The organism is Streptomyces sp. CNZ301 (assembly GCF_004217425.1).
The window spans coordinates 2569583-2592338 of sequence record NZ_SHLG01000001.1; the positions used below are offsets into that span (position 1 = coordinate 2569583).

17 protein-coding genes are annotated in these 22756 nt (G+C 71.4%); 7 read left to right on the forward strand and 10 right to left on the reverse strand.

Features of this window, described 5'->3' with window-relative positions; all coding sequences use genetic code 11:
- Positions 1-4: 4 nt before the first annotated feature.
- Positions 5-1039: a methionine synthase gene (locus tag EV375_RS11010; RefSeq protein ID WP_130299281.1), complete on the reverse strand. Its 1035-nt coding sequence runs from the start codon at positions 1037-1039 to the stop codon at positions 5-7.
- Positions 1036-1725, reverse strand: a complete 690-nt coding sequence (locus EV375_RS11015; protein ID WP_130299282.1) for an SDR family oxidoreductase — start codon at positions 1723-1725, stop codon at positions 1036-1038. The genes EV375_RS11010 and EV375_RS11015 overlap by 4 nt, the downstream gene beginning before the upstream one ends.
- A gap of 145 nt (positions 1726-1870) precedes the next feature.
- On the opposite strand from EV375_RS11015, the gene EV375_RS11020 reads away from it, so the two are divergent.
- Together EV375_RS11020 and EV375_RS11025 are read left to right on the forward strand one after the other, a co-directional pair.
- Positions 1871-2902: an ATP-binding cassette domain-containing protein gene (locus EV375_RS11020; RefSeq protein ID WP_130299283.1), complete on the forward strand. Its 1032-nt coding sequence runs from the start codon at positions 1871-1873 to the stop codon at positions 2900-2902.
- On the forward strand, positions 2899-3756 hold the full coding sequence (locus EV375_RS11025) for an ABC transporter permease (RefSeq protein WP_130299284.1): 858 nt from the start codon (positions 2899-2901) through the stop codon (positions 3754-3756). Before EV375_RS11020 ends, EV375_RS11025 begins: the two co-directional genes overlap by 4 nt.
- 59 nt (positions 3757-3815) lie before the next feature.
- Here the strand turns inward: EV375_RS11025 and EV375_RS11030 are convergent, their stop codons facing one another.
- The gene (locus tag EV375_RS11030; RefSeq protein WP_130301760.1) at positions 3816-4340 is read right to left on the reverse strand and encodes an LOG family protein; all 525 of its coding nucleotides are present in this window, start codon (positions 4338-4340) and stop codon (positions 3816-3818) included.
- 22 nt (positions 4341-4362) lie between these two features.
- On the opposite strand from EV375_RS11030, the gene EV375_RS11035 reads away from it, so the two are divergent.
- Entirely contained in the window at positions 4363-6423 is a 2061-nt protein-coding gene (locus tag EV375_RS11035; protein ID WP_486588408.1) for an NAD-binding protein, read from the forward strand.
- A gap of 90 nt (positions 6424-6513) precedes the next feature.
- On the opposite strand, the gene EV375_RS11040 is transcribed toward EV375_RS11035, so the two are convergent.
- The gene (locus tag EV375_RS11040) at positions 6514-8175 is read right to left on the reverse strand and encodes a glycine/sarcosine N-methyltransferase (RefSeq protein ID WP_130299285.1); all 1662 of its coding nucleotides are present in this window, start codon (positions 8173-8175) and stop codon (positions 6514-6516) included.
- 296 nt (positions 8176-8471) lie between these two features.
- On the opposite strand from EV375_RS11040, the gene EV375_RS11045 reads away from it, so the two are divergent.
- Positions 8472-9485: a rod shape-determining protein gene (locus EV375_RS11045; RefSeq protein WP_130299286.1), complete on the forward strand. Its 1014-nt coding sequence runs from the start codon at positions 8472-8474 to the stop codon at positions 9483-9485.
- 139 nt (positions 9486-9624) lie between these two features.
- Here EV375_RS11045 and mnmA read toward each other — a convergent pair whose 3' ends face one another.
- Entirely contained in the window at positions 9625-10752 is a 1128-nt protein-coding gene (mnmA, locus tag EV375_RS11050) for a tRNA 2-thiouridine(34) synthase MnmA (protein WP_130301762.1), read from the reverse strand.
- Positions 10753-11009: 257 nt separating this feature from the next.
- Here mnmA and EV375_RS11055 point away from each other — a divergent pair, with 257 nt between their 5' ends.
- On the forward strand, positions 11010-11699 hold the full coding sequence (locus tag EV375_RS11055) for a peptidoglycan recognition protein family protein (RefSeq protein WP_130299287.1): 690 nt from the start codon (positions 11010-11012) through the stop codon (positions 11697-11699).
- Between the two features lie 32 nt (positions 11700-11731).
- Here EV375_RS11055 and EV375_RS11060 read toward each other — a convergent pair whose 3' ends face one another.
- From EV375_RS11060 to EV375_RS11075, 4 genes are all read right to left on the reverse strand, one after another.
- The gene (locus EV375_RS11060) at positions 11732-14581 is read right to left on the reverse strand and encodes a penicillin acylase family protein (protein WP_486588409.1); all 2850 of its coding nucleotides are present in this window, start codon (positions 14579-14581) and stop codon (positions 11732-11734) included.
- A gap of 206 nt (positions 14582-14787) precedes the next feature.
- A complete protein-coding gene (locus EV375_RS11065) occupies positions 14788-16437 on the reverse strand; it encodes an aminotransferase class V-fold PLP-dependent enzyme (protein ID WP_130299288.1) in 1650 nt (549 codons plus the stop codon).
- Positions 16434-17816, reverse strand: coding sequence for an MFS transporter (locus EV375_RS11070; protein WP_486588410.1), 1383 nt, complete (start codon positions 17814-17816; stop codon positions 16434-16436). The genes EV375_RS11065 and EV375_RS11070 overlap by 4 nt, the downstream gene beginning before the upstream one ends.
- Positions 17817-17983: 167 nt before the next feature.
- Complete coding sequence (locus EV375_RS11075) at positions 17984-19162, reverse strand: cysteine desulfurase family protein (RefSeq protein ID WP_130299289.1); 1179 nt, start codon at positions 19160-19162, stop codon at positions 17984-17986.
- 213 nt (positions 19163-19375) lie between these two features.
- Here EV375_RS11075 and EV375_RS29360 point away from each other — a divergent pair, with 213 nt between their 5' ends.
- Entirely contained in the window at positions 19376-20836 is a 1461-nt protein-coding gene (locus tag EV375_RS29360) for a DUF3824 domain-containing protein (RefSeq protein WP_207228055.1), read from the forward strand.
- 56 nt (positions 20837-20892) lie between these two features.
- Here EV375_RS29360 and EV375_RS11085 read toward each other — a convergent pair whose 3' ends face one another.
- Entirely contained in the window at positions 20893-21627 is a 735-nt protein-coding gene (locus tag EV375_RS11085) for a Clp protease N-terminal domain-containing protein (protein ID WP_130299290.1), read from the reverse strand.
- A 97-nt stretch (positions 21628-21724) separates the two neighbouring features.
- Between EV375_RS11085 and EV375_RS11090 the strand changes: the two genes are divergently transcribed.
- Entirely contained in the window at positions 21725-22534 is an 810-nt protein-coding gene (locus tag EV375_RS11090) for a prepilin peptidase (protein ID WP_130299291.1), read from the forward strand.
- The last annotated feature ends 222 nt before the right edge of the window (positions 22535-22756 follow it).

The window sequence follows — 22756 nt, forward strand, 5'->3', positions numbered from 1 at the left end:
CCCGTCACTCAGGGTCGTCAGCGAGGGATCTCGCCGCCCGGACGCAGTGCGCGAGAGCCTGCCGCGCGTACACGGGCGAGGCTCCCGCCATCCCGCACGCCGGGGTGACCACGACCGACTCCGTGAGGAGGGCCGGGGACAGCCCGAGCCTGCGCCACAGCGACCTGACACCACTGACGCTACCGGCAGGGTCCGACAGTCCACCCTCGGGCGGCCCGCTTCCCGGGACGACGCCGGCGAACAGCACAGTGCCGCCCTCGACGGCTTCACCGATCGCGTCGTCCTCACGCTCGGTGATCAGACTCGCGTCGAAGGAGACACCGCGGACGCCGGCACGGCGCAGCAGCGCGAACGGAGGCCGTGGCGCACACGAGTGCACGACGACGGGCACCTCCTCCGCCCCGCACGCCGCGGTGATCTCCCGCAGCGCACCCTCCGCCACGGCACGGTCGACGGCGGCATGGGCGCGGTATCCGCTCGCGGTTGCGACGCGGCCCAGCAGCACGGCCGTCAGCATCGGCTCGTCCAGCTGAAGCACGGGCCGCGAACCGGGCACCCTGCGCCGTACGTCCGCGAGATGCGCCCGCAGCCCCTCGAGGAGGGAGGCCGTCACATCGCGGCACGCGCCCGCGTCACCCAGCACCGCCTCGCCGTTGCGCCGTTCCAGGGTGGCGGCCAGCGTCCACGGGCCGACGGCGGAGACCTTCAGTGCGCGCCGCGCGGTGCCGTCCCCCTGCGTGAACTCCTCCAGCGCGTCCAGGTCTTCGCTCATCCAGGACCGCGCCCGCCGGGTGTCACGGCCGGGCCGGTCGCTGATCCGCCATCCGCTGGGCTCGAGATGCGCGTACAGCTCCGCCAGCAGGCCCACGGTGCGACCGGTCATGTCCGCGCCGGGCCCGCGTGCGGGCAGCTCCGGGAGGAAGGGGAAGGCCTCCAGCGTTCCCGTGACCGTGCGGGCCGCCTCCCGCGCGTCCTCACCCGGCATCGAGCCGATGCCGGTGGCCGCGGCGCCGCCCCACACCTCGCTGCCCGTGCTCATCCGCCCGGCCGCACGGTCAGATCGGTGACCTCGGCGCCGCGCGGCATGTCCAGCGCGGTGATCAGCGCGGTCGCGACGGCCTCCGGGGGGATCCACCGGTCCGGGTCGTACTCCTTGCCCTCCTGGCGGTGCACCTTCTCCTGCATGGGCGTGGCCGTGCGCCCGGGGTAGACCGACGTCACGCGCAGCCCGTTGCCGCTCTCCTCCGCGCGCAGGGCGTCGGCGAGTGCCTTCAGCCCGTGCTTGCTCGCCGCGTACGCGGACCACTGCGGGTTGGCGCGCAGGCCCGCACCCGAGTTGACGAACAGGACGTGCCCGCGGGCCAGGCGCAGTTGCGGCAGCAGCAGGCGCGTCAGCTCCACGGGGGCGACGAGGTTCGCGGCGAGGGTGTGGTTCCAGACCTTGGCGCTCAGTTCGCCCACGCCGCCCAGCTCGACGACGCCCGCGACGTGCTGGAGGGAGTCCAGCTCCCCCGGCAGGTCCTGCTGGGCGAGGGCCCATGAGAGGCGTTCGGGCTCGGCGAGGTCGCCGACGACCGTACGCGCGCCCGCGAACCGCTCCCTCAGCTCCTTGGCGCGTCCGGCGTCGCGCGCCAGCAGCCACAGTTCGTCGCCACGGTCCAGAAGCCGCCGCGTGACGGCGGCGCCGATGCCCGAGCCGGCACCGGTGATCAGATGCGTTGCCATGACCCCATCGTCCCCCAGCGCCGCGGCGGCCCGTGGACCGGCCGCTCACCGATGAGTTTCCGGCGCGGTCGGGGTCTGATCGCTGTGAGCCGGGCGGTACGCGTGTGCGGGCGTCCGGGAATGACGCGGACAAGGGAGGGCAGCGATGCCGACCGACACGGCAGACGCGGACGTACCGGCGGTCGAGACGTCGGGCCTGGTGAAGGTCTTCGGTGAGAACCGTGCCGTGGACGGCATCGACCTGCGCGTCCCGGCCGGTTCCGTCTACGGCGTGCTGGGCCCGAACGGCGCGGGCAAGACCACCGTCGTGAAGATGCTGGCCACGCTGCTGCGTCCGGACGGCGGGCAGGCGCGGGTGTTCGGGCACGACGTGCTGCGGGAGCCCGCCGCGGTACGGGCCAGGGTCAGCCTCACCGGGCAGTACGCCTCCGTCGACGAGGATCTGACGGGCACGGAGAACCTGGTGCTGCTGGCCCGGCTCCTCGGTCACTCCAGGACCGCCGCGCGCACCCGCGCCGCCCGGCTGCTGGACGCCTTCGCCCTCACCGACGCGGCAAAGCGCCAGGTCAAGCAGTACTCGGGCGGCATGCGCCGGCGCATCGACATCGCGGCGAGCATCCTGAGCACGCCCGATCTGCTCTTCCTCGACGAGCCGACCACCGGCCTGGATCCGAGGAGCCGCAACCAGGTGTGGGACATCGTGCGGGCGGTCGTCGCGCAGGGCACGACGGTTCTGCTGACCACGCAGTACCTGGACGAGGCCGACCGGCTCGCGGACCGCATCGCGGTGATCGACCACGGAAGGGTCATCGCCGAGGGCACACCCGGGCAGTTGAAGTCGTCCGTCGGTGCGGGCTCGGTGCATCTGCGGCTGCGCGACGCCGGACAGCGCCGCGAGGCGCACGACCTGCTCTCCCGGACGCTGACCGCTCAGGTGCAGCTGGAGAGCGACCCCGTGGCGCTGACGGCACGCGTGCCCGGGGACGGCACCGAGGCCGGTGCGGCCGAACAGGCGGCGCAGGCACTGGCACAGCTCACCCGCTCCGGAATCACCGTCGACCACTTCTCTCTGGGCCAGCCCAGCCTGGACGAGGTCTTCCTCGCCCTCACCGACCATCCCGCACACGAACCCCAGCACGCCGCGGCGGCGGCACCGGCCCAGGAGACGAGACCATGAGCACCGCGCCCACCCAGCCCCGTACGCCCTCTCCCCGCTCCGCCCCGGCGCCGGCCGCCTCGCTGCCGGCCGCGCTGGTCGCCGGGCCCCGGCCGCCGCGGCCGGGCGCCCTGTCCGTGTGCATGACGTTCGGCTGGCGCGCGATGCTGAAGATCAAGCACGTGCCGGAGCAGCTCTTCGACGTCACCGCCTTCCCGATCATGATGACGCTGATGTTCACCTACCTCTTCGGCGGTGCGCTGGCGGGTTCCACAGGCGAGTACCTGCAGTTCCTGCTGCCGGGGATCATGGTGATGAGCGTCGTGATGACCACGATGTACACGGGTGTGTCGGTCAACACCGACATCGAGAAAGGGGTGTTCGACCGCTTCCGTACGCTGCCGATCTGGCGGCCCGCACCGATGGTCGGCTACCTCCTCGGCGACGCCTTCCGCTACACGGCGGCGTCCGTGGTGATCCTCGGCGTCGGGCTGGTGATGGGTTTCCGTCCCGCGGGCGGCGTGGCGGGGGTTCTGGCAGGGATCGCGCTGCTGGTGGCCTTCTCGTTCGCCTTCTCGTGGCTGTGGACGATGTTCGGGCTGCTGCTGCGCACGGAGAAGTCGGTGATGGGCGTCAGCATGATGGTGCTCTTCCCGCTCACCTTCCTCAGCAACATCCTCGTCGACCCGAGGACCATGCCGGGGTGGCTCCAGGCGTTCGTGGAGGTCAACCCGGTCACGCATCTCGTCGCCGCCGTAAGGGGGTTGATGGAGGGCGCGTGGCCCGGCGCGGAGATCGCATGGACGCTCAGCGCCGGGGCGGTGCTGATCGCGGTGTTCGGGACGCTCACGATGCGGCTGTACAACCGCAGATAGGCGGCAGCCGGTGACGGCCACCGGCCCGGTGCGTCTCCCGGGGGGCGGCGCCGGCCGGTTCACGCCTCCAGCAGGCGCAGCGCGCTCGCACCGTCGTCGGCGAAGACGACCAGTTCGGACAGCGGCAGAGGAAGGAAGCCCTCGGCCTCCATGCGGGAGAGCTGCTGACGCAGCCCGTCGTAGTAGCCGGCCGTGTTGAGCAGCACGACGGGCTTGGCGTGCAGCCCGTGCTTCTTCAGCTCCAGGATCTCCGTGGCCTCGTCCAGGGTCCCGGTGCCGCCCACCATGATGACGAACGCGTCCGCGCGCTCCAGCAGTTGAGCCTTCCGTTCGGCCAGCGTCGGGGCGACGACCATCTCGTCCGCGTCCGCACGCGCCGAGCTCTGCAGGAACTCCACGGAGATGCCCACGAGGCGTCCTCCGTGACTGTGGACTCCGTCCGCGACGACCTTCATCAGCCCGACGTCCGATCCGCCCCACACCAGAGAATGTCCGCGGCTGCCGATAAGCTCGGCGAACTCGCGTGCCGACTCCATGTACACGTCTGCGAGTTCGGCAGCGGAGCAGAAGACGCAGATGTTCAGGGGGGAACTGTCCTTGGAGACCATGGACAGCAGCCTAGGTCGAGGCCTGCGCGGACACATGGTGGTCTGCGGTGACAACGCGCTCGCGCAGCGGGTCACCAGGGAACTGGCCACGGTCTACCGGCAGCATGTGACGGTCGTCCTGCCCTCGCTGCGCGGCGGGAGTCACGGCCCGCAGATCGCGGGGCTCACCGAGAGGCCGGGGCTGTCGGTCGAGACGGTCGAGGCGAAGGTCCCCGACGACGACGCACTGTTACGGGCGGGCATCGAGCGGGCCGGCGCACTCGCACTCACCTCCGGCGACGACCAGCTGAACATCTACATCGCGCTGCGGGCCCGCCGCCTCAACCCGCGGGTGCGGCTCGTCATCCGGATGTTCAACCGCAACCTGGGCCAGTACCTGACGGACCTGCTGGACCGGGCCGCACGGCTGAGCGGCAACCGGCGGGCGGGCGGCGACGGAGCGCAGGAGCCCCCGTCGGACGCCACGACGACAGTGCTGTCCGACTCCGACACCGCCGCGCCCTCCATCGTCGCGGCGGCCGTCGTGGGCAGCGACAAGGTGATCTACGCGGACGGGCTGCTGCTGCGCGCGAAGGAACGCACGCTGCGCACCGTGGACCGCCGCAATCCGCTGTGCACGCTCGCGTTGATGCCCGCCACCGAGGACGCCGAGAACGACGAGGGCTCCTCCGACGACGACGATGGCTCCTCCGACGGCAGCGTGAGCGAGGGCGCCGCGGACCCCGCGGGGACGGGCGGGGCGAACGGGACGGGCGGCACCGGAGCGTCCTCCCCCGGCGGTGACCGCGCCGGCAGGGGCCCCGTCCTGCTCCCGGGAGAGGAGGACCTGCGCGGCCTGCCGCCGCACCGGGAGGCCGTCGTGCTGGAGGCCATCACACGAAGGAGCAGCCGCGCCGCCGCCATCCGCGCCCCGCGGCTGCCGCGGATGCTGGCCTTCAAGGAACTGTTCTCGCGACGTCTGCGGTACTCGCTGCTTGCCATGACGGTGGTCGTGTTCGTCCTGGCCGCGGTGAACTGGGGGATCAGCGGCGACTCCCCTCTGCACGCCGCCTACGTGACGCTTCTCGATCTCTTCGCCATCAACGAGCCCAATCTTCGGGAACCGCCCGGTGAGCAGATCCTCCAACTGCTCGCCGGCCTGGCCGGGATGATGCTTCTGCCGCTGCTGCTGGCGGTGGTCCTGGAGAGCTACGGGGCCTTCCGCAAGGCGGCAGCCCTGCCGACGCCGCCGCGCGGGATGTCCGGGCACGTGGTGCTGGTGGGCCTCGGCAAGGTGGGCAAGCACGTACTGGAGCGGCTGCTGGAGCTGAACATCCCCGTCGTGTGCGTCGAGAAGAACGACGAGGCGCGGGGCATCGCTCTCGCCCGCAGGCGCCGGGTGCCCACGCTGATCGCCGACGTCACGCAGGAAGGCGTCCTCGAAGACGCCAAGATCAAACGCAGCCGCGCGCTGCTGGCCCTCACCAGCTCCGACGGCATCAATCTGGAGGCGTCGCTCAACGCCAGGCAGATCAAGCCCGAACTGCGGGTGGTGATGCGGCTGTTCGACGACGCCTTCGCCACCACGGTCTACCGCACGCTCCGCGACTCCTATCCCGCCGCGCAGACCCGCAGCCGAAGCGTCTCGGCGCTGGCGGCTCCCGCGTTCGCCGGAGCGATGATGGGACGGCAGGTGCTCGGTGCGATCTCGGTGGGCCGCCGGGTGCTCGTCTTCTCGGCCGTCGACGTGCGCGGCAATCCGCTGCTGGAGGACCGCACGGTCGAGCAGGCCTTCCAGCCGGGTGCGTGGCGGGTGGTCGCGCTCGACACGGCCTCGGAGGACGAGCGCCGGCACGACCTGTCATCCGTGACGTCGGACGACACGGGTGTGACGTCCACCGGCGCGGGGGAACTCGAGTGGCGCCTGCACCCGGGGTACGTGCTCAAGGCCGGCGACCGCGTGGTGGTCGGAGCGACCCGCCGTGGCCTCAGCCGGCTGCTGGCGGCCGGCCCCACCCGCGACAGGCCGCGCATTCCGGGCACCGGGGAGCACCGGTTCCCCGATCCGCGCACGCCCTGACCCGCCCCGGAGGGGGTCCCCCGCGCGCATGCGAGGGGGACCGTGCCCCGCCCCCCGGTGGGAGGCGGGAACAGACAGCAAAATCGTTTCTCAAAGCCTGAAGTGGAAGATTCCCCAGGTGAGTTGACGCTCGTTGCCGCCGTTGACCCAGTGGCCCAGTCCCTTTTTCATGTTGGTCAGGTACTCCGAACTCACCTTGCCGGCAAGGCCGTCGACCCCCTCGGCCTCCTGCCGCTCGGTCTCCCGGAGCACGCGGCCGTAGTGGTTGACCAGCTGCTCGCGGTGCTCCTCGAAGCCTTCGCTGCTGGCAGCGCTGAACCCGAGCCGGGCCAGTTCACGCCGGTAGAAGCCGGGCGAGCCCATCGTGTCCAGGTGGATGCGCTCCAGGATCGGCTTCAGCACGGCCGTCGAGGTGCCGTCCGCCGCCATCGGGTCGGTGAAGACGAGCTGCCCACCGGGGCGCAGCACCCGCGTGATCTCTTCCAGTACCCGCGTGCGGTTGCCGCTGTGCAGGAAGGCGTCCTGCGACCAGACGACGTCGACGCTGTCGTCGGGGTAGGGAATGTTCTCGAACGAACCGTCCACCACCTCGATCTTGCCGGTCAGGCCGCGCTGGGCGTTCAGCTCACGGTTCCGCTCGTTCTCGACCTCGCTGAGGTTGAGCGCGATGACGCGGCTGCCGTACGTCTCGGCCAGGTAGCGCGCCGAACCGCCGTAGCCGGCACCGAGGTCGAGGACGACCGACGAATCGTCCAGGTCGAGCTTCTCCGCCATGCGCTGGACCGTACGGCGGCTCGCGTCGGCGATGGGCTCGTCGGAGCTCTCGTAGAGCCCGATGTGGATGTCCTCGCCGCCCCACACCGATGCGTAGAACTCGTCGGCGTCGGACGAGTTGTAGTACGTACGAGCGGTGCTGACGGCGGCGGAGTATGCACCGCCACCCTCTTCGTCCATGCGGTACTCCTTCTCCGCGACATGCACAAAGAAGTCCGGCTGCTCCTCACGGTAGGTGTGCTGGAAGTCGCCGTAGGTTTCTATGTGCTGGAATCCCACCTCGGACATGAGCCGCCGGGTGTAATCCTTCCGCAGCGGGAACATGTTGAGGTGATACACGGAGTTGTCGGAGAAGTTGTACCGCATACGGCACAACCCCTCGTCCAGGTACTCCGGTTCGACCGCGACGTCCTCGCCGCAGTAGTAGTACGTGTGCTTGCTCGAGAATCCACGGTCCAGCATCGCGTCGTAGTTGCGCTGGTCCAGGATCAGCACTCCGTCGTGCTTGAGCATCGCGTAGAACTCGGCAAGCGCCTTGCGGCGGTCACGCTCCGAGAAGAGGTGCGTGAAGGAATTGCCGAGGCAGACGATGGCGTCGTACTCCCCGTGCACGTCCCTGTTGAGCCAGCGCCAGTCCGCCTGGACCACGCGGAGGATGTGACCGCCGTTCTCCATTCCGTTCTTGAAGGCTTTCGACAGCATGTCGGCACTGCCGTCCGCACTTACGGCGTCGAAACCTGCTTCGAGGAGTCGCACCGAGTGGAACCCGGTCCCCGTGGCGACGTCGAGCACACTCTTCACTCCCCGCTTTCGCAGCAGGTCTATGAAGAAATTGCCCTCACTGTGTGAGCGCTTTTCCCAGTCAATGAGAGAGTCCCACTTGTCGACGAAACTTGGGACGTACTCCTCCGTGTAGTGGCCGGTTTCCCGGACATCGACGGGGTTCTCTCCGAATTCCTGCGTCGGTCGCGCGGTAATGGGGTACCTCCGATTGCTGAGGGTGGCCTACGGCGCGGCCGACCCGGGACGCCAAGGCTTCAGTCACGGGCACCGCGCGCTCGGACTCCAGCGCATAGCTATCCACTCAGGTCCGGGTCTATGCCACCCAACCGAACGGTCGACCCCTTGTTCGACCGCGAACCGCGCTCCCACCAGCGCCGATGCGATCTCAGGTTCCTGGAGGGCGAGTTGCCCTGAAACCAGGACAGTTGGGTATGCTGCAAGCCCACCCAGACAATTCGGCACACCACGCACCGAACACGGCGAGACCACATATGGCGAAGAGCACCTCGTTCAGCACGCGTGACATCGGCATAGACCTTGGCACGGCCAACACGCTTGTATACGCGCGAGGACGCGGGATCATCCTCAACGAACCGTCCGTCGTGGCGGTCGAGTCGCGCACCGGAAAAGTGCTCGCCGTAGGCACGGAAGCGAAAGAGGCAGTTGGCCGCACCCCCGGCTCCATCACTGCGACAAGACCCCTCAAGGGCGGCGTCATCACCGATTTCGAAGCCACCGAGGGAATGCTCCGGCATTTCATCCGCGCGGCGAGGGTGGGGCGCGGCAGAGGACCGAGGGTCGTCGTATGCGTCCCGAGCGGTGTGACGGGCGTGGAGCGCCGCGCCGTGTTGCAGACGGCCGCGCGTGCCGGAGCGCGTTCCGTGCACCTCATCGAGGAGCCGATGGCGGCCGCGATCGGCGCCGGGCTGCCCGTGCACGAGGCCCGCGGCTCGATGGTCGTCGACATCGGCGGCGGCAGCACGGAGGTCGCGATCATCTCCCTGGGCGGCACGGTCGTCACGCGCTCCGCGCGGGTCGCCGGAGACGCCCTGGACACGGCGATCGCTTCGTACATCGAGCAGAACTTCGCCATGGGGGTGGGGGAACGCACCGCGGAGGACGTGAAGATGTCGATGGGCAGCGGCATTCCGACCCCCGTGCGCGGCCGGGACAAGGAGACCGGCATGCCCAAGACCGTGGAGCTGACCGAGGACCAGATCAAGGAGGCGACGGAGAAGCCCGTCGCGGCGATCATCGACGCGGTGCGCGCCGCCTTCGACGCCTGTCCCCCGGAGCTCTACGGCGACATCATGGAGCGCGGCATCGTCCTCACAGGCGGCGGAGCGCTGCTGCACGGCCTGGACGAACGGATGGCGAAGGAGACGGGCATGCCGGTCTTCGTCGCCGAGGAGCCGCTCAGCTGCGTGGCGGTGGGCACCGGCCGCTGTCTCGAGGAGTTCGACAAGCTGGAGAAGGTCTTCAGCGGGACGGTCCACGGCGGGTAGTTCTCCCCGGACTCCAGCCGGCTGCCGGGCGGCGGGCAGCGCCCGCTCCGGGCGCCTCGCCCCTCCCCGGCTCCGCGTGGCCCGGTCGGCCGCACAGGTCTCCGCCCGTGGCTGTCCGGGCCGTTCGCCGCGGGCGACGTCACCCCTGGCTGACGCCCTTCCCCAGAGCCTCCGGCCTGGGCGGCGCCCCCAGCCGCGCCCGTTCCGTCGTGGCGATCGTCGCGGAGCCGACGACACGGGTGCCGTCGTAGAGGACGACAGCCTGGCCCGGGGCCACTCCGCGCACCGGGTCGGCGAAGCGGACCCTCAACTCCGTCCCGTCCGCGGCCGGTTCGGCGCTGACCGCGCACTCGCCGCCGTGTGCGCGCAGCTGGGCGGTGTACGTGCCGGGACCGGCCGGAGGGGTGCCGCACCAGCGGGGCTTCACCGCCGTCAGGCCCGTCACGTCGAGCGAGGCAGCGGGGCCGACGGTGACCGTGTTGTCGACCGGGGAGATGTCCAGCACGTACCGCGGCTTGCCGTCGGACGCCGGGTGCCCGATGCGCAGACCCTTGCGCTGGCCGATGGTGAAGCCGTACGCGCCCTCGTGGGTGCCGAGCTTCTCGCCGTCCTCGTCGACGATGTCGCCCTCGGACGTGCCGAGACGGTCCGCGAGGAAGCCCTGGGTGTCGCCGTCCGCGATGAAGCAGATGTCGTGGCTGTCGGGCTTCTTCGCGACGGCCAGGCCGCGCCGTTCCGCCTCTTCCCGGATCTCGTCCTTGCTGGTGAGGGTGTCGCCGAGGGGGAACATGGCGTGTGCGAGCTGCCGGGCGTCCAGCACGCCCAGCACGTAGCTCTGGTCCTTGGCGGCGTCGCTTGCGCGGTGCAGCTCGCGGGTGCCGTCGTCGCGCGTGACGATCGTGGCGTAGTGGCCGGTGCACACGGCGTCGAAGCCGAGCGCCAGCGCCTTGTCCAGCAGCGCAGCGAACTTGATCTTCTCGTTGCAGCGCAGGCAGGGATTGGGGGTGCGGCCCGCCTCGTACTCGGCGACGAAGTCCTCGACGACGTCCTCGCGGAAGCGTTCGGCCAGGTCCCAGACGTAGAAGGGGATGCCGATGACGTCGGCGGCGCGGCGCGCGTCGCGCGAGTCCTCGATCGTGCAGCAGCCGCGGGCGCCCGTACGGAAGGACTTGGGGTTGGCGGAGAGGGCCAGGTGCACCCCGGTGACGTCGTGGCCGGCCTCCGCGGCGCGGGCGGCGGCGACCGCCGAGTCGACGCCGCCGGACATGGCGGCGAGTACTCGCAGCCTGTCGGCTCGCCCGGACGGAGGCTGAGCCGAGGTGCCGGAGGTGCCGGGCCGGTAGGGGGCGCCCCCGGCCGGAGGCTGGGTGGGGGCACCCCCGGCCGAAGGTCGGGGGATGGAAGCGTCAGTCATAACCCGTCCAGAGTAGACGGAGCGGCCCACCGGACCGAAGGCGAGTAACGGCCGCGGCACGGTGGTGCGACGGCGGAACCGGGAGCGTGGCCGCAGGCGTTTGCAGGGGTATGGGATCGATCTCTCGGCGTGCTGCGATCATCGGCGGAGGCAGCGGTGCGGTGCTCGCCACCGCCGCTGCTCTGACCTGGGACAAGACCTCACGGCTGTGGTGGCGGCTGCCGGGGGTCGACAAGCCGCGCAAGAGCGGCGAGGTCGATCAGCCGGGAGTGACCTGGATCGCCGCCTCGGAGGCGAATCTGCGCTTCGCGGACCGGCCCGACGACTACGTCATCGACCGCGTCGTGATCCATGTGACCCAGAGCGACTTCCGTACCGCCGTGAAGGTCTTCCGCGATCCGCTGCACGCGTCGGCCGCGCACTACATCGTGCGGGCGAGCGACGGGCGGACGGTGCAGATGGTGCGCGAACTGGACGTCGCCTACCACGCGGGGAACCGCGGCTACAACGAGCGGAGCATAGGCATCGAGCACGAGGGGTTCGTGGACCGCCCGCAGAACTTCACGGAGAAGATGTACCGCTCCTCCGCCGAGCTCACGGCCCGCATCTGCGAGCGGTACCGCATACCCGTCGACCGCGAGCACATCGTCGGGCACAACGAGGTCCCGGGCGCCGACCACACGGACCCGGGCCGGCACTGGGACTGGAAGCGCTACATGAGCTATGTGCGGCAGGCGCGGGACGGCTCTTCCCGGGGTTCCGGGAACTCGGCGAACTCCGGGAACTCCGGGAAGAGCTGAGACGTGCGCACCTGCCGCATCAGGACCGGCGCTCAGCGGCGGGCGGGGAACTCCACCACCTGCTGATAGGTGGGCCGGTTCTGCCAGGCGATCCGCGGAACCGTGATGCCGCCCATGGCCCGGTGCACGATCGAGTCGGCGCACACCTGGTCACCCGGTTCGCACTCGTCGTCGCCGGGGTACGTCTCCTCGGCCGGGGTCGCGGCTGCCTCGGACAGCGTCGTCAGGAGCATCTTGCGGCACTTGGCGAGTGAACCTCCGCCGCAGTACGGCCTGTCGAGCGGTGAGGCGACGGTCTCGCCCTGCACGCTCCGCAGGTCCTTCTGGACGAAGGACCACCAACCGGTCTGGAACGACGACCCCTTGTGCGGCTGGCTCGCCCCCACCCCGCCTCCGGAGCCGCCGCTGCCGTTCTGGCCGCCGGAGGGCGACTCGTTGACCGACGCGAGCGAGGTGAGCGACGTGTACAGGTCGTCACCCAGTTCGGGCTTGAACTGGCCCTCCACCAGCAGCGGCCACCAGGCGTCCAGCACCCGCGCGGCTTCCGCGTGCTCGTACGTGCCGTCGTCCTCAGCGGCCTCGATGCGCTGCGAACCCGATTCCTTCCACGCGCGCAACTGCTTCACGGTCTCGGCGAGTTCGGGGTCGGTGACCTCGGACGAGCCGATGACGTCGAGGAGTTCGGGCAGCACCTTCTCCGCGCGCAGGTCGACGGCCGCCGCCTCCTCCATCGCCTGGACGAGCTTCGCACGCGTCACGGAGCCTTCCTTCACGAGCGCCGCGACGCGGGTGTCGAGCAGATCTCCCCTGTGCACGGGGCCGTTGGCCCAGCCGGCCGAGTAGCTCTCGGCCTGCTTGTTGTTCCAGTTGACGAAGTAGCCCTGGTCGACGGACTGCGGATGCTCGGCGGGAGGCGTGACGGCGGAGGTGTTGACCTCCGGGTCCCAGTCCTTCCACTCGTACGCCTTCTCCGCCCGTATCGGCTGGTCCGGGTCGGTGCCCTTCGAACGGACCGGATTGTCACCGGAGTTGAAGTAGGCGGTGTGGTCGGCGTCCGCGTAGAACCAGTTGAAGGTGTAGCCGACGTCCTGCGCGGCCCGCTGGAAGCTGCGTGCCGAGGTGATGGCCGACGGGTCGTTGAACTTCTGGAAGCCGATCACCGAGTCGGCGTCGTGGTGGTACGTCGAGCGCAGCGCGGTGAACGCGACCGGCTTGCCGTCCACCGTGCCCGTGTGGCTGACCAGCCCGTACGCCGAGCGCAGGGTCACCACGTCGTACGAACCGGCCTTCGTGCCGTCCGCGAGCGTGGGCTTCCATTCGTTGTGCTGGGAGAGCTTCTCGAAGGGTGTGCACTTCCCGCGCAGCATGTAGCTCTGCGACCCGGTGGTGGGTTCGGCGCCCGACTCCTCGCACAGTTCGACGGCGAAGGTGTCGGTGATGTCCTGGCCCGCGGAAGTGGCGCTCCACGAGTAGTCCAGGCCGCGGCCGAGCTCCACGTAGAAGCTGAGGCCCGGGAAGGAGGCGCCGCGCGAGCGCAGCCCTGGCCCGTCGAGCTCCTGCACCATCATGATCTGCGGCGAGTAGTAGCTGGTCTGGGGGCCGAACACGGCGACGGGATTTCCGGAGGCCGTGTGCTTGCCGGAGACCATCAGGGCGTTGGACATGCCCTTCTTCGCGGTGATGAGGTCGCCGGGCAGCACGCCGTTCGGCTTCGCCCCGCCGTCCTTGCCCGTCTTCTTCTTCGCGGCGGCTCCGGCGCCCTCCTCGTTCTGCGAGTGGTCGAACGCCGTGACCGAGCCGCTCTCGGGGGTGGCCACTCCGCGCGGGTTCCGCGGCGTCTGCGCGTACGGAAACTCCTTGCCGTGCACGGTCGTTGTCGCGCCGGTGTCGTTCTGCGCACGCCAGGCCGTGTACGCCTTCTCGCCGCCGGCGTCTCCGTACTGCTTCCGGAACGCCAGCTTGGCGAGGGCGTTGCCGACTTCGCCGCCGCCTCCGTTGCCGAAGATGGCACCGATGACGGACGCGATGGCGACGACGTCCGTGACGGTGAAGTCCTTGATCTTCGAGCCGTTCCCCGTGAGGACGTACTCGCCGGGGTGATTCAGCGCGCCGAGGGTGTCGTCGACGAAGGCGTTGAGCCCGCTGACGTAGTCCTTGATGTCCTGGTAGGCCAGTGCGCCCCGCTCGCCGGAGTCACGAATGCGCTCCACCTGACGCTGAAGGTCGTCCTCGGTGTACGGGGCCACGGCCCACAGGCTCTGTTCGAGCTCGCGGTTGCCCTCCGCCCCGCCGGCGAAGGACGACAACTGGCCCCGTCCTACGTGCCGCAGGACGTCGATCAGCCACAACCGGTCCTGACCCGCCGCGTATCCGGCGCCGAACTCCGTCCCGGAACGGGTCGTGCCCTTGATGTGCGGCGTGCCGGTGGCCTTGTCGCGCGTGATGGTCACGTCCGCGCGGGGCTTCTTGACGCTCTCCACCTGGTCCTCGGGCACGCCGAAGGAGGCGTCGTTGAAGTAGTCGGCGAGCTTTTCGTCGCTCAGGCCCGAGTATTCGTGCAACAGCTTGTCGTACGGGCCGAGTTGGTCCGCCGAGTGCTTGGGCCGGGTGCCGACGGCCTTGTGCAGCAGGATCTCCACCAGGCTGGCGTGGCCGTTCTGTCCGGCGGGGAGGATGTCGCGGCACTGGCTCCCGCACGGGTCCTGCGCCGCGAGCGCCGCGGCTTTCCCTGCGGCTCCGGCTTCCGCCCCTGCCGCGAACGCGGGTGAGCTGCCCAGGAGCGGGGCGAGGAGCGTGGCAGCGGCGACGGCGGCCAGTACGCCGCGCAGCCCCGCGGACCGGCTTCTTCTGGAACCTCCGGACGACGCACGGGAGTTGATCACCGGTATCTCCTGTGGGGGTGAGAAGCGGCAGCGTGCGACGAACGTTAACCCCCGGTACTACTCCTGGGTAGAGGCCGGTCGACGGTATTCCGGCCAAGACCGGAATCGTCTCGTTCTCGTCGCTGTGCGGACGCCGCACCGGGACCCTGCCGGTCCGGCGGCGGGTGCACTGCTCGGCCGACGTCGTAGCTCCCCGGCGGCCGGTGTCAGATCCGGAAGATCGACCCGACGTACTCCGCCAGCAGACGTTCCTTCAGCGGCACGGGCAGCGCGTCCAGCAGGACGAGGACGGGCGCCATCCGCCCGCCCGTCCCGGCCCCCTCGCCTCCCGGGCCACCGGTGCCGCCGGGGTCACCCGCGTCGCGGTGCCCGCCCGGCCCGTCGGCTCCGCCGAGCCCGGCGAAGGCCAGCACGGCGGCGACCTCTTCCGGCCCGATGGCCGACGGATCGAGGGTGTGCGCGAGCCGCGCCAGCTCCGGGTCGACGCGCACCGGAGTGAGCGCGCGTGCGGCGGTCAGCGACTCGCCGAGGGCGTCGAGCAGCGCGTCGACCTGGCCGACGGTCGCCGGGGTCAGGGTGAGGTGCAGATTGGGCGGCATACCGTCGTGGCTCAGCTGCGGCTGGAGATACCAGCCGCGTGTCCGCATCTCGTCGGCGAGGTGCAGCACGAGACTCAAGTCGCCCTCGGCGGCGGCCGGTTCAGAGCCCAGCCCGGCGGGTCCGCCGGGCCCGCCGCCTGCGGCGTCCTCGTCCGCGACCCCCTTGCCGTCTGCGTCTGCGTCTGCGTCTGCGTCTGCGTCTGCGTCTGCGTCCAGCGTGAACGCGACCAGCCCCGCCTCCGGCCGCCCGAGTATCCGTACCCCCTCGATCCTGCCGAGCCCGTCGAGCAGCCGGTCCGACGCCGCCGCGACCTGCCGTGCCAGGTCCGTGTAGCCGTCCTCGCCGACATGCCTCAGCACCGCCCATGCCTGCGCGAGCAGCCCAGCCGACTTCGTGCCCTGCACCGTCGGGTTGACGACGGGGTAGCCCGGCCACCCGGCGTGCGCGAAGTACTGGTACCTGCGCAGCTCGGCGTCCCGGTGGAGCAGCACCGACGCGCCCTTGTCGGCGTATCCGTACTTGTGCAGGTCGACGGAGAGCGAGGTGACGCCGGGCAACGTCATCCCGAACGGGGGGACTTCGCGCCCTACGCGGCGCAGATACGGCAGCAGCCAGCCTCCGATGCAGGCGTCGACGTGGCACAGCACGCCCCGTTCCCCGGCGGCCGCGGCGATCTCCTCGACCGGGTCGAGGACCCCGTGCGCGTACGAAGGAGCGGACGCGACGACGAGGACGGTCCGTTCGTCGACCGCGGCCGCCATCGCCGGTGCGTCGGCCCGGTACGTCTCCCTGTCGACGGGCACGACCACGGGCTCCACCCCGAGGTAGGCGGCCGCCTTGTGGAACGCGGCGTGCGCCGTGGACGGCAGGACCATGCGCGGCTCGCGCACCCCCCGCACGGCCCGTGCGTGGTCGCGGGCCGTCTTGACCGCGAGCAGGATGCTCTCTGTGCCTCCGCTGGTGAAGGTCCCCTGCGTGCCGGGCGCGCCGAGCAGGGCGGCGGCGCTGCGCACGATGTCGTTCTCCAGGCGCGCGACGCTCGGAAAGACGGTCATGTCAAGGCCGTTGACGGTCGCGTACACCGAATAGGCCGCGGCTGCCAGTTCGTCGAGCCCCTTCACGCCGGCGTCGTAGACGTACGCGAAGGTGCGGCCTCCGCGGGTCGGCGCGTCGGCTTCGCGCAGTGCGCGCAGTTCGGCGAGCACGTCACCGGCGGGACGGCCCTCGGGCAGGCGGGAATCGGATTCAGCAGTCAATGTCTTCTCTCGTCCTCCAGGGTCGCGGGAGCCGGGACGTCGGTGTATCTGCTCAGCAGCCACAGGCTCACGAGCGCGAGCGCGGCGGGCAGCACGCTCATGCCGAGGATGATTCCGGTCAGTGCCGAACCGGGCTGGTCCACGGCGTGCGCCGCGTCGGAGGAGCGGAAGCCGCTGACGGCCAGCACGGCGGCGAAGGCGCCCGCGCCGAGCGCGAAGGCCAGCGTCTCCACCGCCGTCCACAGGCCGGTGAAGGTGGCGGCGCGCTGCCGTCCCGTACGGACGGCGTCGGCGGCGAGGTTGTCCGCGAGCATGCGCAGCGGCAGCAACTGCATTCCCCCGTAGGCGATTCCGACCGCCGCGATCGTCGCGTACGCGGGCCACGCGCCGGCCCAGGGCGTGAGGACGAGCACGACCGTCGCGCCGAGGAACACCCAGGAGGCGCAGAACTGCGCGTACTTGACGCCACGCGCCCGCGCGAGCCGGTTCCACAGCGGCATGACGAGCGCCAGCGGGCCGATCATGCAGACGAACAGGGGTGTGACGGCGCTCGCCGAACCCAGGACGTAGGTGGCGAAGTACTGAACTCCCGCGAGCATCACGCCGATTGCGAGCGCCTGAACCGCCCACATCCCGGCCAGATACAGAAACGGCCTGTTGCTGCGGGCAGCGGTGAGCTGTGCCCGCAGCGAGGGTTCGGCGGTGGTGTGGGAGACCGCCGGTGCCCTCCGCGTGCCGTGCCACGCCGCGAGCATCCCGCAGGTCAGCACGGCCGCCACGGCCACGCCCATCAGCCGGTAACTCGCCGGGGTGTCGCCGCCCGCGTGCGCGATGGCGGGCGCCGCCGCACCCGACAGCAGGATCGCCACACCGAGGAAACCGACCCGCCAGGCGAGCAGTCTGCCGCGCTCGCCGCTGTCGTCCGTCATCTCCGCGGGCATCGCCACATACGGCACCTGGAAGACGGCGTAGGACGTCGCGGCCAGCAGGAAGAGCACCGCCACGTACGCGGCCGCGGCAGTGCCGCGCACCGGGGGCGCCGCGAAGAGCAGCGCGAACAGCGGCGGCAGCGTCAGCGCGCCCGCCAGCAGGAACGGGCGGCGCGGCCCTCCGCGAAGCCGGCTGCGGTCGCAGACGACGCCGACGACCGGATTGACCAGTACGTCCCAGGCCTTGGGGAGGAAGAGCGCGACGCCCGCAAGCGCCGCCGGGACGGCCATGACGTTGGTGAGGTAGTAGAGCAGCAGCAGTCCGGGAACGGTGGGGAACGTCCCCGTGCACAGCGACCCGAGCCCGTATCCGAGGCGCACCGACGCGGGCAGCGGTGCGCTCACGCCGCGGGCCGGTGCGTGCGCGTGATCCCGTGGTTCACCGCCCACCGCACTCTCCTTCACCGCAGCCGTGACGCGGGCGTGCCGCTCGTCGACCGGTGCGCGCGGCGCACCGGTCGGGTGCCTCAGTCAACGGCACGACCGGCCGGGCGTCCAGACGGTGATCGGGAAAAAGGCGCCACCCGGGCGGAGTCCGGGGAGGACCCGGCGGTCGTTCAGCTCAGCCCGGCGCCGCGGGCCCGCTCGACGGCCGGGCCGATCGCGCTCGCCAGCGCCTCCACGTCCGCCTCCGTGGAGGTGTGCCCCAGCGAGAAGCGCAGCGTGCCCCGCGCGAGATCCGGGTCGGCGCCCGCGGCGAGCAGCACGTGGCTCGGCTGGGCGATCCCGGCCGTGCACGCGGAGCCCGTCGAGCACTCGATGCCCTGCGCGTCGAGCAGGAGCAGCAGCGAATCGCCCTCGCAGCCGGGGAAGGAGAAGTGCGCGTTGCCGGGCAGCCGCCCCGCCGGGTCCGGGTCGCCGTTGAGCACCGCGTCGGCAACCTCCGTACGTACGCGCTCGATCAGCTTGTCCCGCAGGGCGCCGGTCTCCCGCTCGAAGGCCGTGCGCCGCTCGGCGGCCAGTTCGGCCGCGGTGGCGAAGGCGGCGACAGCGGGCACGTCCAGCGTCCCGGAACGCACGTCGCGCTCCTGGCCCCCGCCGTGCAGCAGCGGCACGGGCGTGTGCTCACGGCGCAGCAGCAGCGCACCCACTCCGTAGGGGCCGCCGATCTTGTGCCCCGTCAGCGTCAGCGCGGCGAGCCCGGACGCGGCGAAGTCCACCTCGGCCTGGCCCACGGCCTGCACGGCGTCCGCGTGCAGCGGAATGCCGAACTCCGCGGCGGCGGCGGCCAGTTCGACCACCGGCATGACCGTGCCGATCTCGTTGTTCGCCCACATCACGGTGGCCAGGGCGACGCTGCCGGGGTCGCGCGCGATCGCGTCGCGCAGCGCCGGCGCGTGCACCCGGCCGAACTCGTCGACGGGCAGCCACTCCACGTCCGCGCCCTCGTGCTCGGCGAGCCAGTGGAGCGTGTCCAGGACCGCGTGATGCTCGACGGGGCTCGCGAGGATGCGCGTACGGGCCGGGTCCGCGTCCCTGCGCGACCAGTACAGGCCCTTGACCGCGAGGTTGTCGGCCTCGGTTCCGCCCGCCGTGAAGACGACCTCGCTGGGCCGCGCCCCGAGCGAAGCGGCAAGCGCCTCTCTGCCCTCTTCGACGGTGCGCCGCGCGCGCCGGCCGGAACCGTGCAGCGACGAGGCGTTGCCGGTGACGGCGAGTTGGGCGGTCATCGTCCGGACCGCCTCGGGGAACATGGGCGTCGTGGCGGCGTGATCGAGGTAGGCGGAGCGGGCCATGATTCCTCGATTCTACGTGCGTACGGGGACAGCTGCGTGCGCCGGGAAGGCGTGGGCACCGCCGCGGGCGGCATCGGCCCGCACCCGCCCGACTGTTACTGTTCCGGCACCGCTACCGCGGGCGACGGTCCGGAGGACAGTCCGTCACAACGCCCGTGTGCGCGGCCGTATTCCACGTGGGCGCAGGGCCACGTAAGAACAGGGCAGGGGGGCGTGGCGATGCCACAGGTGCTGGGCAAGGGCGCGCGCATCACCGGAGGAGTCTTCTGCCTCCTCTTCGCGCTGCACACCTGGATCTGGGTGCTGCGGGACATCCTCGAACTCGACTTCGCCAACACCTGGAAGGTGTGGACGGGAGCCTTCGGACCGACTGCGGGCGGGCTGACGGAGATTCCCGCCACAACCGCCGACGACGTCGGTCTCGGCCTGCTCCAGATCGCCGCCGCGTTCGCCGCGTTCACCGGTGCCTGGGCGGCCGGTGGCCTCATGGCCGTCACCACGGCGCTGACCCTCGCGTGGCGGCTGCCCGTGATCTGGCATGCGGGCCTGCACTCGGAGTCGACGCCGTTCTACGCGCTGCGCGGCTTCTTCGACGACCCGTCGGTGGACGCCGCCTGGTCGAGCTGCTTCTGGGTGGCGCTGTTCTGCCTGCCGCTCGCGATCGTGCTGATGGCGGGCCTCCGGAGGTGGACGGGGCAGCCGGACGGCCCCGCCCAGCCGTACGGGCCTCCGGCACAGCCCTACGGGCAGTCGTACGGGCAGCAGTTCGGGCAGCCTTTCGGGCAGGGACCGCCCCAGCCTCCCCAAGCCGCGCATCCGCCGGAGCCGCTGCTGCCGAGTGAGTGCCCGCAGCGCCCGACCGGGGTGCACGCGGTGGTGGCGGCGGTCTTCTGCGCCCTCCTGGTGGTCTTCAGCGTCGGCTGGAGCATCCACGCGTTCTCCACGGCGGGCGCCGACCACTGGTTCCGCCTGTTCACCGGACGGGGCACCGTCGTCACGCTGCTCGACGCGTCCCCGGGCTGGGAGTGGCTCACGCTGATCGCCGTGGGCGGCGCCGCCTGCGTTCTGACCGGGGTCCGTACGGTCTCCGCGCGCGGCTTCTCCCTGGGCCTCGCCGTCCTGCTGCTGCCGCGCGCCGTCACGGTCCTGTGGGGCTACTTCGACGCGGGCGTCTTCTTCGAACTGGGCGCGGCACCGGTCGCGGGCTTCTTCAGCCGCATTCAGCTGCTGATCACGCTGGCCGGTGCGGTGACCTTGATCGTGCTGACGCTGCGCCCCGGCCTGCCCGCACAGCCCGGGACCGCACCGGTCGCGGCAGGCGCCCCGCCCTTCGGGCCGCAGCCCGTGCAGATTCCGGGGCAGGTTCCGCCGGTGCAGGCCCAGCCGTATGTCCCGCCGCAGCCGGGGACCGGGCACGCGGGTCCGGCGTACGCCTATCCCCCGGTACAGCCTGCCGCCCCGCCGCCTCCGGCCGGGCCGCCTCCCGGAGCGCCGACGGCCACACCCCCAGGGACACCGTCAGGGCCGCCTCCCGGGGCACCGCCGGGGACACCGCCGCCTCCGGCCGGGCCGCCTCCTGGAGCGCCGACGGCCGCACCGCCCGCGTCGCCGCCGTCGCAGGGCGGCGCGGACGGCGGTGTCGGCGGCGCGTTCGGGCCACCGCCCGCGTACTGAGTCCGGGGGCGCGGCAGGGTCCGGCGCGCACCGACTCCGCAGCGGGCGGCGCTCGTTCAGTCTCCGGCGACGGCCTCCAGCGCGGCGGTCACCTCGCCCTCGGCGGACGCCTTGTCGATGCCCAGGCCCGCGAGCGTCCCCTCCCCGTCCTCGAGCTCCAGGAGCGCGAGGAGGATGTGCTCGGTGCCGATGAAGTTGTGGCCCAGGCGCAGCGCCTCCCGGAAGGTGAGTTCCAGCGCCTTCTTCGCCTGGGCGTCGAACGGGATCATCTCCGGCACGCCGTCGACGGCCGCGGGAAGCGTCCCGGTCACCGCCTCCCGCACCGATTCGAGTGACACACCTCGCGCGGCGAGTGCCTTCGCGCCGATGCCCTCCGGCTCATTGAGGAGCCCGAGAGTCAGGTGGCCCGGGCCGATCTCGGTGTTGCCTGCCTGACGTGCCTCGTTCTGGGAGGACACCACGACGTTCCGTGCCCGCGGGGTGAAGCGGCCGAAGCCCTGTGAGGGGTCGAGGTCGGCGCTCTCGCCCGGCACTGGGGCCTTGGGAACGAAGCGCTTCTGGGCCGCCTGCCTGGTCACGCCCATGCTCTTGCCGATGTCCGTCCAGGAGGCGCCCGAGCGGCGGGCCTGGTCCACGAAGTGACCGATGAGGTGGTCAGCGAGGTCGCCGAGGTGGTCGGCGGCGAGCACGGCGTCCGAGAGCTGGTCGAGCGCGTCGGAGTGGACGTTCTTGATGGCGTCGATCAGGTCGTCGAGCCGTACCCGGCCGGCCATGGGAATGGGATCCGTCATGTGGCAACCTTAGGTTGACAACCTGAAGAGCGTCAACCACTGGTTGACAGACGAGTGCTCGGAGGGTGAGAGGACTGTCCGTTCCAGGGGGGACGCCATGCCCGTACTCGTCCCGTTACTGACGCTGTGCGCTGCGGCGTACGGCGCGGCCGCGGGCTCCCTGCTGCCGCGCGCCGCCTACCGGCTGGCCGTGCCGCCGCAGACTCCATGGCGCGGACGATGCCCGGCGGGCCACGAACTCACCGGCACCGCACGCGGATGGCTCGGCCGCGCGCGCTGCCCGGCGTGCCCGCCGCCCGGGACGGCAGCAGCCGCGGGCAGCGGCCCGGGGGCTGCCCGCGCGCCGCACGAGCCTGCCGCGCCCTTCGGCGGCTCGACCCGGCTGTTCGCCGCCGTCTGCGCGTCGGTCTGCGTGACCCTCGCGCTGTTCGTGGGACCGCGGCCCGAGTTGGGCGTCTGGCTGCTGGCCGCGCCCTTCGGCCTGCTGCTCGCCGCCGTCGACCTCCGCGCCCAACGCCTCCCCGACATACTCACGTTGCCGCTGGCCGCTGCGACCGCCGCCCTGCTCGGCCTCGCCGCCCTGGCACCGCGGGCCGGCGGCGAATGGACGGGAGCACTGCTGGGCGGAGCCGTCCTCGCCGCCGCCTACTTCGTCCTGTTCCTGCTCAACCCCAGCGGCATGGGCTTCGGCGACGTGAAGCTCGCCGTCGCTCTCGGCCTCGCCCTCGGCTGGTACGGCTGGAACGTGCTCTTCGCCGGGACGTTCCTCGGCTTCCTCCTCGCCGCCTGCTACGGCCTCGTGCAGGTGCTGGCCGGACGCGCGAAGTTGAAGACGGCGGTGCCCTTCGGCCCGTTCATGCTGCTGGGCACCCTGGCGGGAGTGCTGCTCGGCGGCGCCACGGCGTGAGGGGACGACGTGGGCGACGCCTGTCGGGGGCCCGCGCACGCCGGCCCCGCACTCGCACCCGCACCCGCCGGCGCCGGTGCCGGTGCCGGTGCCGCTTCAAGAAGGGCATGGCCCGTTCATGGTGCCGGGTACGCTTCGCGGAATACTGCTCGGCGGGCTCGCCGTGTGATGCCGGACGGCCGGCGTCCGAGCGCTCGCAGGCATCCGGGGGGAAACGCATGC